This window comes from Achromobacter sp. ACM03 (assembly GCF_014851665.1).
Lineage (GTDB): Bacteria > Pseudomonadota > Gammaproteobacteria > Burkholderiales > Burkholderiaceae_B > Achromobacter > Achromobacter aegrifaciens.
Genome location: NZ_JACVAD010000002.1, coordinates 771,159 through 785,852, shown reverse-complemented (window position 1 = coordinate 785,852; position 14,694 = coordinate 771,159). Strand labels below are relative to the sequence as shown.

The window sequence follows — 14,694 nt, the reverse complement described above, 5'->3', positions numbered from 1 at the left end:
GACCCGCCCCATGAAGCGCTATGAACGGCTGACAGAAGAAATCACCGCCTCGATCCGATCGGGCCTGCTGCAGGCGGGCGACCGCCTGCCCTCGGTACGGCAGACCAGCGCCAGCCGCGGGGTCAGCCCGTCGACGGTGTTCAAGGCCTACTACCTGCTGGAAGCCCGCGGCCTGATCCGGGCGCGCGACCGCTCCGGCTATTACGTGCTGCGCGCGCCGCACGCCACGCTGCCGGAGCTGGACGGATTGTCCAGCGCCAGCGCCGGACGCCATCCGGTGGACGTCAGCGACAACGTGCTGCAGGTGCTCAACGCCACCCTGCGCCGCGACATGCTGCCCTTTGGCTCGGCCTTTCCCAACCCGTCGCTGCTGCCCTACGGACGCCTGGCGAAGTTCATGGCGGCCACGGTGCAGCGCCTGGACCCCTGGGGCTCGATCGACGACCTCAGTCCGGGCGACGCGGCGCTGCGCCGCGCCATCGCGCTGCGCTACCTGGCCGACGGCATGTCGGTGCCGGTGGACGACATCATCATCACCAACGGCGCGCTGGACGCGCTGAACCTGAGCCTGGCGGCGGTCACCGAGCCCGGCGACGCGGTCATCGTGGAATCCCCCACCTTCTACGCCGCGCTGCAATCGCTGGAGCGCAACCACCTGCACGCCATCGAAGTGGCCACGCATCCGCGCGAAGGCATAGACCTGCGGGCGCTGGAGCAGGCCATCCTGCGCCACCGCCCCAAAGCCTGCTGGCTCATGACCACCTTCCAGAACCCGCTGGGCAGCCTGATGCCCGACGACAAGAAGGAAGCGCTGGTGCGGTTGCTTGCAAGCCACGACGTGGCGTTGATCGAAGACGACGTCTACGGCGAGCTGTACTTCGGCGAGCAGCGTCCGCGCCCCGCCAAGGCCTACGATCGCGATGGCATCGTCATGCACTGCTCTTCGTTCTCCAAGACCCTGGCGCCGGGCTACCGCGTGGGCTGGGTGGCCGCCGGCCGCTACACGCGGCGCATCATGCGCAACAAGCTCACCACCAGCCTGGCCACCGCCGCGCCCACCCAGGCGGCCATCGCAGCCTATCTGGAAAAAGGCGGTTTCGACCGTCACCTGCGGCAATTCCGCCAGGCGCTGGCCCAGCAGCAAGGGGAACTGCTGCAAGCCATCGCCCGCTACTTCCCCAAGGGCACGCGCGCCACGCGACCGCTGGGCGGCTACTTCGTGTGGGTGGAGCTGCCGGCCCATATCGACACGCTCAAGGTGCACCGCGCCGCGCTGGGACACGGCATCAGCATCGCCCCGGGTCCGCTGTTTTCAGCGTCAGGCGCCTTCGGCAACTTCCTGAGGCTGAACGGCGGCCATCCCTGGAATCCCGAAATGGAGCAAGGCATGGCGACACTGGGCAAGCTGCTGGCGGGCGGCTGATCCGCGAGCGTCGTTCAGCGGCGCCTTCTCGCGGCCTCCAGATCGCTGCGCAAGGACGCAGCGTCCGGCCGCAGGGGCAGCGCCAGGACGCCCTTGCGGTCGATGGCGCCCCAATCGCCGCCGACCATCACGGAATGCTCGCCATCCTGCACGCTGACGCAATGGCTGCACACTGCGGCCAGACCGCTGCTGAAAGGCTCAGCCCACGCATAGGAGGTGGCCAGCGCCAGGTCCAGCTGCTTGTCGTAGTAGGCCATGCCTTCCGGCCTGCGCCCGCGCGCCAGCCCTTCCTCGAACTCGTCCGGGCTGTTGTCGTAGGTAATCACGGACACCGACCGGCCATCCGGCCGCACCCAACGCCAGCCAGCGACGGCCGCGGGCGCCAGGCCATCGGCGCCGAACTGCATGCGGCGCAAGATTTCGGGGTTGAAGACGATGCCGCCGCCGTCCTCGCGGGCGCACTGTTCCGCGTGGCCGAATGCGCCTTCGTCGGTCTTGTCCGCATAGAAGCAGGAAAGTTCGAAGGCAGCCGCGTTGCCCGTTGCCAGGGCCAGCGTGGTGAGCAGGGCAATAAGCATGCGTCATTCTAGGACACTGCCCCGCTCTACGCCCCCGGTATCAGTTCGCCGTGGCGCCCGAATCCTTGACGGCCTTGGCCCAGGCCGCAATCTCGCTCTGGATGAAGGCGCCAAACGCCGCCGTGTTCAGGCTGGAGGCCTGCGCGCCCTCTTCCATCAGGCGCTGCTTGACCGCAGGCGCGGCCAGCGCGCCGCTCAACGCCTGGTTCAGCGTGGCGACCACCGCTTCCGGCGTGCCCGCCGGCGCAACGATGCCGTGCCACGACACGGCCTGAAAGCCCGGCAGGCCCGATTCCGCCATGGTGGGGATATCCGTCATGGCGGGCGAACGCTGCGGCGAGGTAACCGCCAGCGCGCGCAGCGTGCCGGCCTTTACGTGCGGCAGCACGCCGGGAATGGTCGTGAACATGAAGTCGATCTGGCCGCCGATCAGGTCGGTGATGGCCGGACTGCCGCCCTTGTAGGGGATGTGCGTGAACTGGAGCTTCGCGGCGCTCTTGAACATCTCGCCGGCCAGATGGCCAGGCGTGCCCGCGCCGGCCGAGCCCATGTTGATCTTGTCGCCCTGCGAACGGATGTAGGCAACCAGCTCCTGCACATTGGCAGCCTGCACCTGCTTGCCCACCACCAGCACATTGGGCACGGTGGCCAGCAGCGTCACGGGCGTGAAGTCCTTCACCGCATCGTACGAAATCCGCGAGTACAAGGACGGATTGATGCCGTGCGTGCTGGCAGTTGCCAAGAGCAGCGTGTAGCCGTCCGGCGCGGACATCGCCACCTGCTTGGCGGCGATGGTGCCGTTAGCGCCGCCCTTGTTGTCGATGACGATGGTTTGCCCCAGCGTCTTCGCCGCCTCCGCCGCAACGGTGCGCGCCAGGATGTCCGAGGTGCCGCCCGCGGAATGCGGCACCACCAGCGTGATCGGCTTCGAGGGGAAGGACTGGGCTTGCGCCGGCAAGGCCGGCAGCAGACAGGCGGCCAGCGCGGCACGCGCCAGCAAGGAAGTGCGGAACATTGAAGTCTCCTGGTTTGTTGTCGGTCGCGGCGCCGTCGACGGACGCCGTCATGGCCGCGCGGCTGCGCGGTGCTTCAATCCGAGCCCAGTTGCAGCTTGTTGGGCTGGCGTTTCTCGATGGCCCACTTCAACAACGCGGCCGAACGATAGATGCCGTGGGCGAACTTGCCGTACGGCAGCGTCAGGAATAGCGCCATCACCACGCCCAGGTGAATCGCCAGCAGCAGCGCCATCGCGCCGCCGTCGCGGCCGGCCAGCAAGGCCAGGCCCGTGGCGCTGGTCAGGAACAGCAGCGCAATGAAGCCGCGGTCCATGGGCTTTTGCGCCGCGTCGCCCTGCTGCGGATGACGCTTGAGGTTCAACCACAGCAGTCCCGCGGGTCCGATCAACAGGCCGACGCCGCCTGCCGTACCCAGCAGCACAGGCGCGCTCCAGAAGGGATACGGCGCCTGCTGGTCCAGCAGATAGTGATACAGCGTCGCCACGCTGGTGGCGGCGAAACACAGCATGAAGCCGTAGAACGTGAAGTGATGGAAGCGGCGGCGCCACAAGGTGAAGGCGTCGTCCGCGTTGTTGCAGCCCTTGCCATGCCCCCCATCCAGGTAGCGCAGGCGCAGGGCGTCATGCGCCGCTTCCGCCACTGCAGCGCCTGTGGCCGCGCCCGGACTGACATTGCGCCAGAAGCGCGTCACGCCCACGCCCAGCGCCAGCATCGCAAAGCCGAACACCGCGCCGAACATCAGCGCCAGCGTGTTGTGCGGGAATACGGCATAGAAGTTGCCGCCCATGGGCTCATGCAGCAGCCCGCCCCCCATCAGCGCCGCCAGGGCCAGGAACAGCGCCAGGCCTGCGGCCGTCGCCAGCGACAGGGCCAGGCCGTTGCGCTTGTACAGCCTGCCCAACACGGGCGGCCAGGCGTAGTCGGTGTACGTCTGCATCCGCACCCGCGCCATGGATTGCGGCACGTTCACCGCGAACTCGTGCGGCGGCGCGTACTGGCAGGCATGCAGACAGGCGCCGCAGTTGTGGCACAGGTTGGCCAGGTAGTTCAAGTCGGCCTTGCCGAATTCCAGGCGGCGGGTCATGGCGGGAAACACCGCGCAGAATCCTTCGCAATAGCGGCAGGCGTTGCAGATCTGCATGACGCGGGCGACTTCGGTTTCATCGCCCGTCAGCAGATCTGCCTGGCGTTCGGCCTGTTTGCCATGCCAGCGCACCGGCTGCTCTGCCATGACGGGCGCTGCCTCGCCATGCTGCGTGGAAAAGGACTGGGCCTCGCGGGCCAGGGCTTCAAGCTGCTTCATGTCGTGCTTCCGCGTTATGCCGGCCGCGCGCGGCGGCGGCGGCCCGGGTGCCGGCGATGCGGCCGAAGGCCGTGCCGATGGACATCCCCACCCCGGCCGTATAGCCCTTGCCCAGCACATTGCCTGCCATCATTTCGCCCGCGACGAACAGGTTGTCGCTGGGCACGTCGCTGAACCGGACCGCGGCGGTGTCGTCCACCTTCAGGCCCAGGTAGGTAAAGGTGATGCCGGGCCGCAAGGCATAGCCATAGAACGGCGCCGTGTCGATGGGCCGCGCCCAGTGCGTCTTGGCCGGCGCCAGGCCTTCGGTATGGCAGTCGTCCAGCGCCGTATGGTCGAACTTGCCGACGCGGCAGGCCGCGTTGTAGTCGCGCACGGTCTGCTCGAAGACCGCCGGGTCCAGCCCCAGCTTCACCGCCAGTTCCGGCAAGGTGTCGGCCTGCACGCCCGGGAACACCGGCGGCATGAAGCGGCCCACGGCCTTGGCGTCAATGATGGAATAGGCGATCTGGCCCGGCTGCATGGCTGTCAGGCGGCCCCAGATCGCGTAGCGCTTGGGCCAGAAGTCCTCGCCCTCGTCGTAGAAGCGCCTGGCCTCCCGGTTGACCACCACGCCCAGCGACACGCAATCGATGCGCGTGCAGATGCCGCCGTCGTACAGCGGCGCGCGCGCATCGATTGCCACGCAATGCGACTGCGACGGATCGCCGATGCTGTCCGCGCCGGCGTCCAGCATGAACTTCAGCAGCACGCCCATGTTGTAGCGCGTGCCGCGGATCAGGAAATTGTCGGCCGGCCATTCGCCGCGCTCGTTCTGGCCCCAGGCTTCGCGCAGCCATTCGCGGTTGGATTCGAAGCCGCCGGCCGCCAGCACACAGGCGCGCGCCTCGATGCGCTCATGGCCGATGCGCGCCGCCACGAAGCGCCCTTCCTCCAGCTCCAGCGAGTCGACCGGCGCGTCGTAGCGGATCTGCACGCCCAGCGCTTCGGCGCTGCGATAGTAGGCGTTGACCAGGGCCTTGCCGCCGCCCATGAAGAAGGCGTTGGTGCGCGCCACGTGCAGCGCGCCGGACAAGGGCGGCTGGAAGTTCACGCCATGGCGGCGCATCCAGTCGCGACAGGTGGAGGACTCGCGGATGACCAGCCGCGCCAGATGCTCGTTGGTCAGCCCGCCCGTCACCTTGAGCAGATCCTGCCAGTATTCTTCCTCGGGATAGGCCTCGACCAGCACGTCCTGCGGCGCGTCGTGCATGCAGCGCAGATTGCGCGTGTGCTGCGAATTGCCGCCGCGCCATTCGCGCGGCGCCGCTTCCAGCAGCAGCACGCTGGCGCCGGCCTCGCGCGCCATCAGGGCCGCGCACAGCGCCGCGTTGCCCCCTCCCACCACCAAGACGTCGACCATGCCATTGTTCCTCTTCCAAGGAACGGACTGTAGCGAGCGCAAGCGCCCGCCGATATCAGCCAGCCGTCAACAGGTCTTCATGAATCGTGAAGAGCCACCACCGGCCATTTGCCCTCGCGCGCCAGCGTGCGCGACACATCGGCCAGCACCAGGCGGGCGGCCAGCGCCGCAGGCGACAGCTCGTCCTCCGACAGGCTGGCCAGCAGATTGGGGCGGTACAGGTGCGCGTCGTCGATGCGCGCCATATGCAGTTGGCCAGGCGCAATCCGCGCCATGGCGGAACTGGGCTGGATGGTGGCCACGTGGCCCAGTTGCACCACGTCCATCAGCACCGGCAGGCCGTCCACCTCCACCGCCACCAGCGGCGTGCGGCCCGATTGCTGATACGCGTTGTTGACCAGCGCCCGCAGCCCGTGGCGTCCACTGGGCAGGACCAGAGGCAGATGCGCAATGGCCTCGATGCGCGTGGTCTCGCCGGCAGGCAAACCCGCCATGTCCGGCCGCGCCAGCAGGAACAGCGGCTCGTCCAGCAAGGGCGTCACGCTCCAGCGGCGCGCGGATTCGGCCTGGAACACGATGGCCAGGTCCAGCATGCGGCCATTGAGCATGTCGCTCAGATGGCCCGACAGCGCCTCAACCAGATGCAGGCGGATGTCGGGATAGCGCTCGTTCATGGCTTGCACGAAGGGCGCGCCCAGGATGGCGGCGGTGGTGGAAGGCAGGCCCACGCTGACGTGGCCCGCCAGCCTGGCCTGCTGCGCGGCATGTACCGCATCGTCGGCGTGGCGCAACGCCAATTGCGCCTGACGGAAGAACGCCAAGCCCGCGTCGGTGGGCTCCACGCCGCTGGCGCTGCGCCGCAGCAGCCGCGTGGACAGCTCGCCCTCCAGCCGGCTGATCTGTTGGCTGAGCGCCGACGTCACCATTCCTATGGACTGCGCGGCGCGGCCGATGCTGCCCGCCTCCACGACGCGGACGAAGTAACGCAGTTGGCGTAGTTCCATGGGCGGCCCCGGCTTTCCAGAAGGGATGACAGGGCCGATTGTAGAGGCAGGGTACGCGCGGCGTTATCCGGGGATCGTCAGGCCCCTGGCCACCGCAGGACGCGCCACGAAGGCTTCCAGCACCCGGGCGACATTCTTGAAGCGCGAGAACTCCACCAGCTCGCCCGCGCCGTAGAAACCCACCAGGTTGCGCACCCAGGGCAGGATGGCGATGTCGGCGATGGTGTACTCGTCGCCCATCACCCAGTCACGGCCTTCCAGGCGCTGGTCCAGCACGTTCAAGAGGCGCTTGGATTCTTCCGCGTAGCGGTCGCGCGGGCGCTTGTCTTCATAGTCCTTGCCCGCGAACTTGTGGAAGAAGCCCAGCTGGCCGAACATCGGGCCGATGCCGCCCATCTGGAACATGACCCATTGCAGGGTCTCGTAGCGCCCCGCCGTGTCCGCCGGCAGGAACTTGCCCGCCTTGCTGGCCAGGTAGATCAGGATGGCGCCCGACTCGAACAGGCCCAGCGGCTTGCCCTCGGGACCATTGGGATCGAGGATGGCCGGGATCTTGTTGTTCGGGCTGAGCGACAGGAATTCGGGCGAAAACTGGTCTTTGGCGTCGAAGCTGACCCGGTGGACCTCGTAGGGCAGCCCGGTTTCCTCCAGCAGGATCGACACCTTCACGCCATTGGGCGTGGGCAGCGAATACAGCTGGATGCGGTCGGGGTGCCGGGCGGGCCACTTCTTGGTGATGGGAAAGGCGCTGAGGTCGGTCATGCGGGGGCTCCAGGGAGGGGCGGAAAGGTCGGGGTAATCCTAGCGCAAATCCGGTCCGCCGCGCCGCCGGATGAAATCCCCTAGCGCAGGTCTTCGGGATTCATCGACGCATCGCGCACGTACTTGTCGCCCGGCTCAGGTTGCAGCGTGGCCTCGATCTCCGGCGGAAACGCCGGGATCTTGCTGGTCTGCATCACCGCCCAGCGCATGATGGCGTGCAGGTAGTTGAAGGGCACCATGACCAAATACATGAGGCCAGGGCTCTGCGCATCATTGGCGAAGATGCGTTCCTTGCTGAAGGCGAAACTCTCGCGCTTGCCGTCGACGGGCATGCAGTACAGGACCGCATCCAGCACCGCCTGAGGACCCTCTTCCATGTACCGGCGCAGGAACTCCCAGTGGGAATAGGCATTTTCGACGCGGCTGGTGGCGATGCAAAAGGCGAAGGTGTCCTGCACCGTGACGCCGTCCTCGGCCAGGATCAGGCCGCGTATGTCCCAGTTGAGCCAGCCGAACGTGCCCTTGCCTCGGCCCAGCGTGAAGTAAATCTTGTCCCAGGGCGCCGTCAAGACGGTGCCATTCAGCCGGAACACGTGTACCAGCCGGCGCTTGCGATCCAGCGCGATGGGATAGTAGGTCCAACGGAACATCTCCTTGCACGCAATCCAGACGCCAGCCAAGCCCAGCATGGCGAACATCGCCATTCCGATGAAGATCGCTTCCCAGAGACCGTTCTCATTGGGCAGATCGCCCGCTACCAGAATCCAGGCCAGCATCAGGATGCCACCCACACCAAAGGCGATTCCTATGGCGCCGATCAGTGCAATAAAGCCTCGCCAGCCATACCAGCGATCCACCGACAGCAGGCTGTTGGAATTCATCTTCACGACGCAGAGCTGCGCCAGCAGCGGCACATCGAGACGCTTCTTTTGCAGCAAGCGATGCTCGCGGTCGAACTCCGAAAGCGGACGATCGTTAGGGAACCTGGACATCAGTCCCGTAAAGTCCATCACGACCCTCCCAAGGCCACGCGCAGGCTGTTCATCTCTTGCTGCACCCCATAGTAGTAATCGGCCCCGGCCTGTCCCTGCAGTTTCCCCCACAGACAGCGCTTCAGCCATTCATCGATCTTGTTGCCCTTGAACTTCTCTATCAATATCGCCACGATGATCAGGAGCACCGCCGCGATCAGGCCCACGACCGTGGCCGACAGGGCGAACGCTCCGATGACAACCAGGCTGAGGATACCCGAGGCAAGGTAAAGCCCGCCCATCAAGCCGTTCTTTTCAATCGTGAATTGGTCCGCGGCAGATTTGAAATCGAACACGGCCATGATGACGCCAGTGACGACGCCTATGCGGCCGCCCCATCGCACCAGCAGAGAACCGGTGGTTTCAAGTCCCACCCCAATCCCCAGCCGCATACCCGCGGCCTGCCGGCTCTTGAGCGCCACGCCCAGTACGTCGGCCACCGAGCCGCCCGCCGACGCGATGCCGACCACGAACTTCCAGCTCGCGTCGCTGCGTTCGTGAGGCATGGCCGATTCCAGGTCGCTCCAGAGCTTGTACACCGCCACAGTCTGGAACAGGCAGCCGACGACGCCGACACGGACGTCCGTGTTGATCGCGGTGCGCCAGCGCGACAGTTCCCGGGCTTCGTATTCCTCGACCGTCATGGTGGTCTGCGCCAAGGCCCTGGCCCTATCCGCGGCCCGCAGGTCCGTTGACACATTGGCGGCAGCGTCCCTGTCCACCAGCATGAACCAGCGCTTCTTGTCGGTGCCCTCCAGCTGTTCGCCGCGCACCTCCAACCGCCGCAGCTCGTCCGCCACCGCCTGCTCCATCTGGCGCATGCTCACCTGGCTGCCATGCTGGCGCAGTACCTCGCGGATCAGCGCGGCGCGGAAAGCCTTCTTGCCGCCCTCGACTTCCACGATCGCCACGTTCTGCCGCGCCAGCAGGCCCACGTACATCGCCAGCTTGCGCGCGATGCCGCTATCCACGCCCAGCCTGAGCACATGCACAACCGGCCCCATGACCTGCTCCAGCAGGCGCGCGGTCTTGTCCATCTGACCTTCGCTCAGCACCTTGAGCCCGGTCTTGTAGGCCTCGTGCAGATTGCCCCAGGGGATGGCCTTCCAGTCGAGCGCCGCTTCGTGCGCCTCGACCACCTTCTTGACCACGAAATCCTGGTTGTGGAACATGGCGCGCAGCAACAGGTTGCGCGTGTCGTCCGGTTCCCCCTGTAGCCAGTCCGCATACTGCTTGAAGCAAATGCGCTTGTCCTGGGTTCCGTCGATGCACAACGCAAGAACCGTCTGGTAAACCGCACCGCTATCCGCGTTATTGGAGTCGTAGTTGCATTCGAACGAATCGAGCGTTTTCTGGCAGGTGATCCACGCCACGTGCGCCTTCGCCAAGGGCACGATGGTCGCCGCGTCGAATTGCGCCAAGCGCTCGTCGAATCCCTTCTGCCATGCCCTGCGCGCGTTCTCGTCGTAATTGTCGAAGTACTTCGACCAGGCTTCCCAGCGCACCTTGCCGCGCTCGGCCTCGGTCGGATGGCGATAGTCCTCCGCCTCGGCCATGCGCTGCTTCTTGTTCTCCGGCATCAGCCAGTCCGCCAGCATCTGGCCTACCGCCAGCCCCCCGGCCCCCGACCCTCCCGGGCCGGCTCCCATACTCGGAGTCGTGGTCCCATAGACCGTATGGTTGGTGGCATCCCGGCCTCTTTGCTCCAGGAACTCGCTCTCGGCCGACTGCATGATGATTTCGCTAAGAGACTCGATGGACTTCGACACGGTCAGGGGACGCAGGTCCTCCTTGTTCGATACGAAGTCGTCGAAGCGTATGCGCATCAGCCGCGCGAGATCCTGCAGGATTCCGGTGCTGTCCGGCAGCGCCAGCATCAGGCCCTTGCCGGGCAGGAAGGCCTCCGCGGCGTTCTCGATCATTTCCCCCATCCAGCCCTTCACGTCGTAATAGCCGACGGTGCTCCAACCCAGCAACTGCTGCTTCTGATGTTGATCCAGGTCGCGCTTGCGATGCACCTGGTAGTCCGCGGCCGTATCCTTCAGGGTGTTGATGCTCTTGGCATTGGCGTGCTTGCCGCTGCTGAGCCAAGCCTGCACATCGAACTTGAACATGTGCCGCTCGCGCATATCGGCGCCCTTCTTGCCCTTGTGCGCCTTGCACACGTCCTTGGTCCACTGCACGTCCGAAAACGCCAACCATACGAATGTCGCTTTTTTGGCGTTCGGAATGGTCAGCAGCGAAGCCTTGGCTTCGTGGTCCATCGTGCAAGTAAAGGTCCGGTCGCAGTCCTGCACCGGCTTGTCGAGATCAAAGTTGTACAGCGTGGCGTTTTCGTTGACGTAGTAGCCCTTCAGCTCAGAGCGCGCCTCGTCATAGACGTACAGATAGCCCGGACGCAGCAGCCGCACGCCATAGCGCGCGCTGTCACCCAGGGGCCGCTCTGCCAGCTGCGGCGTGTTCAGGTCGCCGTCCAGCGCCGCAAAGGCACCGTCGTTCTTCAGCACCGCGTAGCGCAGCGGCATGATGGGCAGGCCGATCCGGTGAAACGGGCAATCCTCTCCGCAATCCAGCGACGAGCGCTTCTTCCCGCAGTTCTTTGCATCATCGGCCATCGGGCTCTCCAGTTCGTTCCATATCCGCGCGCACGCTGGACCAGTCCTCATCGGACAGGTCCTGGACCGCAGCAAGGTAGGGGTAATCATCTTCGGGCTGCATTGCTGCCAGGCAGGCGCGGACCCGCTCGTGGCGGTGGAAGGCGGGGTGCACGTCCAGGGCATGCCGTGCAAACGCCTTGCGTTCCTGCGCGGTCGCCAGGCCCAGTTCGCGGGCCGTGCGGAAATGCGCCATCACCTTCTGGCCCAAGGCGACGCGCCCTTCGGGCTCCAGCGTATCCAGGTCCGACAGCACTTCATTCAGGGCCTGCACCTGGGTCAAGGCGAAGGACTGATCCACGCTCAGCTTCGGACGCGCCGCCCCCTCGGCGTCGGGGCGCGCCACCGCACGCCATGCGCCATCCAGGTGGAACACGAAGCGCTGCACCGGCCCGCAAAGCCAGACCAGCTGCGCCGGGTCCAACATCCATGGCAGCTGGACCAAAACGCGCGGATCAAAAAAGCGGAAAAAGCACGGCCCCTGTCCCGCGATGTCGACGATCATCCGCGAGCGCAGATGCGCGGCGACGGCATCGGCGGGTTGATCGGACTGCAACAGCAGCCCCAGCCAGAGATCCTCGCCATCGAGCAAGGCCTGGTTCAGGCTAGCCAGCGCCTGCGCCTTGTCCGCCGCTGGCATTGCGGTCAGGTCCACCAACCGGGGCATGAGTCCCGGCATTTTCCGTAGCGCCGGCGGCACCAGGGCTTCGGCCTGGACGCAGGCCGGCACGCCGGCCGTCCGCTCGTGCTGGATGAGGCCAAAGCCATGGGCGCTGAAAGCCTGGTAATCGAGCATGCCGCCTTCCTCCCGCCTCAACCCAGCGGCACCACGGCGCCGCCGCGCTGGGCCGCGCCGCGCACGCGCGCTTCGCACAAGGGGCTGGCTTCGTTGAAGACCAGGTTCGCCTGGCTGCTTTCCGGGCCGACCCAGTTATGCACGCCGGCCTTCAGCTCGACCTTCCCCGGCGCATGGAGCTGAATGCCGCCGCCTTCCACCCGCACATAGGCGCCACCGGCCGTCGCCAGCACGCGCTTGGCGGCCTGCACCGTCACGCCGGCCTGCGCCGACGCGAAGGTCACCGCCTTTTCCGCGGACAGAGTCATCTTGGCATCCTGGCTGTGCAGGCGCAGCTTGCCGCCCGCCGCATGCAGCAGCAGCCCCTGGCCCTGCACCGGGCTGCCGCCGGACGCCTTGCGGCCAAGCGTGAACAACACCGCGCCGCCGGCCACGCCCACCGCCAGGTTGGCGCTGCTGACCCAGTTCACGTCCGGCGCCACCTGCGCCAACGACGCCCCGGCCGCCAGGAAGGCGTCGGCCGGCGTGTATTGGCCGATGCCGCTGGGCGCGCTCACCTGCAACTGTGGTTCGCTATAGGCGGCAACGGGCTCGCCCTCGGGCGCGTCCTGCTTCGCGTCGATCACCTCCAGGACGTGCTTCAATGCATCCTGCGCCGGCAGTGTTTCCGGATCGTCTTCCAGCACCGCCTTCTGTCGCGCTGCCGCCTGCGCCAACTCCTCCGCTGAACGCGCCGCCCGCTCGATCTGCTTGGCCGCTTCCGAGCTGTCCAGCAACGCACCCTCGGCGTTCCCGCGCAGGTCCGCGCTGATCAGCAGCCCGGAGCCGCCGCGCAGCGCCACGGCCTCGCGGGTCGACAGTTCCGCGCCGTGGCCCAGGTCCTGCAGTCTTTCGTTGTCGCGCTGCTGCTTGATATGACCGAGGTTCAAGCGGCTCTCTGCCTGCGTGGTCGAAGCCGTCAGGCGCGACTGTCCGGGCGTGTCATCGTGCACCAGCTGGTTGTAGCCGCCAGTGCCCTGCCCGCTGCTGGCAAGCGCCTGTGTCTTGAAGCCTGACATCACCACATTGTGCGCATGGCCGTCGGCGCCGCCCGCGAACCAGGCGGGCGCGTTGCCGGTGGCGTTGGCGGCGCCGCCTTGCACCTGGTTATGCGCGGCGTCCTCGGCGCCTGCGCCGTTGTAGAGCGCGCCCACCACCACGGGGCGGTCGATGTCGCCGTGCAGGAACTCGACCAGCACTTCCTGGCCGACGCGCGGCACGAAGTTCCCGCCCCAGTCGCCGCCCGCCACGGACTCCGCCACCCGCACCCACGTGCCAAGTTCGTCCTTGGCCGGCGCGTTCTCGTCGCCCGAAGGATGCTCCAGGCGGCTGCTGGAAGCCTTGCCGCGTTGCCAATGGAACTGCACCTTGACGCGGTGATCGCGGTCGGTGTGCACCGGCGCCTCGGCGCCCACCACCAGCGCGGTCTGCGCGCCGTACACGGTGGGCCGCGGATGCAGGCGTTCGCCGTGCCCGTCGCGCGTGGCCTTGCGGAATTCCGTATCGATGCCGATGCAGGTAAAGGTATTGCGGTAGAAGTCGGCCTCGGCTGCCTGCGGACCGGTCTCGCCCAGCGCCTCGCGCACGGCGCGGCCCAGGTCCTCGTCGAAGTTGTTGCGGGCCTCGTGCCGCACGGCGATCGCCACATAGGCGGCCCCGCCCTGCTGATAATGCCCGGTCAGCTCAAAGCGCTGGCCCGGCGCCAGCGTGCGCACCGTGCCCGCGCCTTCGCAGCTGTCCTGGCCCACGCGCAGCGCGGCCAGCGCGATGTGCGCCAGGCGTTCGCCCTGCGCACTGTCCTCGTAGGCGTACTGGCCGGGATAGTCATTGACGACCAGATCCATCGCGCCCTTCGCGCCGCCGCCATCGACCTGGGCCGCCACCGGCCTGGCCTGGGCGCTGCGGTAGTCCCAGCTGGCCATGCGCACCGCATTGGTTTGCCAGCGTGCGCGTCGGCTCCATTGCTGGATGCTGTCCTCGGTCTCCGTCACGTCGGCGCGCGCGAAGCGCACGCTGGCCTGCGGGCCGGGCTGAAAGGCGCCGTTGTGGTCGGCAATGATCAGCGTGTGGCTGCCCTCGCCTTCGCCGGCCTCATGCTCCACCCAGTAAAACAGGCCTTCTTCGGCCAGCAGGCGCTCGACGAAGGCATGATCGGTTTCGCGATACTGCACGGTGAGGCTGCGCTTGGCGTAGGCGGCGCGGTCCTTCACCACCCAACGCCATTGCGGCGCCAGCCCCCCCTGGTCCTTGTAATCGCCGAAGATGCTGTCGACGATTTCAATGACTGTCTTGTCCTGATAGGCAAAGCTGTCGCGGCGCGCGCGCAGAAACGCGAGCCAGGGCTCCAGCGTCAATCCATAGCGCGCCAGCCCGCCGTTGGCGCCCTGGAACTCGGCCGCCATGATGTAGCCATTCCAGACACGGGGCTGTTCGCGGCCCAGCGCGGTCTGCAGGCGCAGCGTCGCCGGCTTGCCCAGCAGTTCGGACAAGGGGATACCAGCATCGTCGGACAGGGCCGTCAGTTCCAGCCGGAACGCGCCGTCCGACAGGGTCTCCGTGGCGGACAGCGTTTCCGCGACGAGCCGGTTGGCGCCCAGCGGCGTGCGCAGGTCCAGCAAACGGTTGGCCTGGTCGACCGACGCGATCGACATTCGGGAAAGGCCGGCATTATCCATCGGCATGTCAG

General features: G+C 66.8%; 11 protein-coding genes. 1 reads left to right on the top strand and 10 read right to left on the bottom strand.

The genetic code is table 11. The features are described 5' to 3' along the window. Positions 1–10: 10 nt before the first annotated feature. Positions 11–1,423: a PLP-dependent aminotransferase family protein gene (locus tag IB257_RS11815; protein WP_054452025.1), complete on the top strand. Its 1,413-nt coding sequence runs from the start codon at positions 11–13 to the stop codon at positions 1,421–1,423. A 14-nt stretch (positions 1,424–1,437) separates the two neighbouring features. On the opposite strand, the gene IB257_RS11810 is transcribed toward IB257_RS11815, so the two are convergent. From IB257_RS11810 to IB257_RS11765, 10 genes are all read right to left on the bottom strand, one after another. Continuing rightward, positions 1,438–2,001, bottom strand: coding sequence for a hypothetical protein (locus IB257_RS11810; protein WP_192492361.1), 564 nt, complete (start codon positions 1,999–2,001; stop codon positions 1,438–1,440). 40 nt (positions 2,002–2,041) lie between these two features. Beyond that, positions 2,042–3,016 carry a tripartite tricarboxylate transporter substrate binding protein gene (locus tag IB257_RS11805; RefSeq protein ID WP_192492360.1) on the bottom strand — a complete coding sequence of 325 codons (975 nt, stop codon included), beginning with the start codon at positions 3,014–3,016 and terminating at the stop codon, positions 2,042–2,044. A 74-nt stretch (positions 3,017–3,090) separates the two neighbouring features. After that, positions 3,091–4,320: a tricarballylate utilization 4Fe-4S protein TcuB gene (gene tcuB, locus IB257_RS11800; protein WP_304503454.1), complete on the bottom strand. Its 1,230-nt coding sequence runs from the start codon at positions 4,318–4,320 to the stop codon at positions 3,091–3,093. Continuing rightward, positions 4,307–5,722 carry an FAD-dependent tricarballylate dehydrogenase TcuA gene (gene tcuA / locus IB257_RS11795; protein WP_125470132.1) on the bottom strand — a complete coding sequence of 472 codons (1,416 nt, stop codon included), beginning with the start codon at positions 5,720–5,722 and terminating at the stop codon, positions 4,307–4,309. Before tcuA ends, tcuB begins: the two co-directional genes overlap by 14 nt. 77 nt (positions 5,723–5,799) lie before the next feature. Beyond that, complete coding sequence (locus IB257_RS11790) at positions 5,800–6,726, bottom strand: LysR family transcriptional regulator (RefSeq protein ID WP_175180575.1); 927 nt, start codon at positions 6,724–6,726, stop codon at positions 5,800–5,802. A gap of 63 nt (positions 6,727–6,789) precedes the next feature. Next, positions 6,790–7,488 carry a glutathione S-transferase N-terminal domain-containing protein gene (locus tag IB257_RS11785; RefSeq protein WP_119450347.1) on the bottom strand — a complete coding sequence of 233 codons (699 nt, stop codon included), beginning with the start codon at positions 7,486–7,488 and terminating at the stop codon, positions 6,790–6,792. Between the two features lie 80 nt (positions 7,489–7,568). Then, entirely contained in the window at positions 7,569–8,480 is a 912-nt protein-coding gene (locus tag IB257_RS11780) for a DUF6708 domain-containing protein (RefSeq protein WP_225588882.1), read from the bottom strand. A gap of 17 nt (positions 8,481–8,497) precedes the next feature. After that, positions 8,498–11,134, bottom strand: a complete 2,637-nt coding sequence (locus IB257_RS11775; protein ID WP_054452035.1) for a T6SS effector BTH_I2691 family protein — start codon at positions 11,132–11,134, stop codon at positions 8,498–8,500. Beyond that, complete coding sequence (locus tag IB257_RS11770) at positions 11,124–11,969, bottom strand: DUF4123 domain-containing protein (protein WP_192492359.1); 846 nt, start codon at positions 11,967–11,969, stop codon at positions 11,124–11,126. Before IB257_RS11770 ends, IB257_RS11775 begins: the two co-directional genes overlap by 11 nt. Positions 11,970–11,986: 17 nt before the next feature. Beyond that, positions 11,987–14,689, bottom strand: a complete 2,703-nt coding sequence (locus IB257_RS11765; protein ID WP_192492358.1) for a type VI secretion system Vgr family protein — start codon at positions 14,687–14,689, stop codon at positions 11,987–11,989. Between the last annotated feature and the right edge of the window lie 5 nt (positions 14,690–14,694).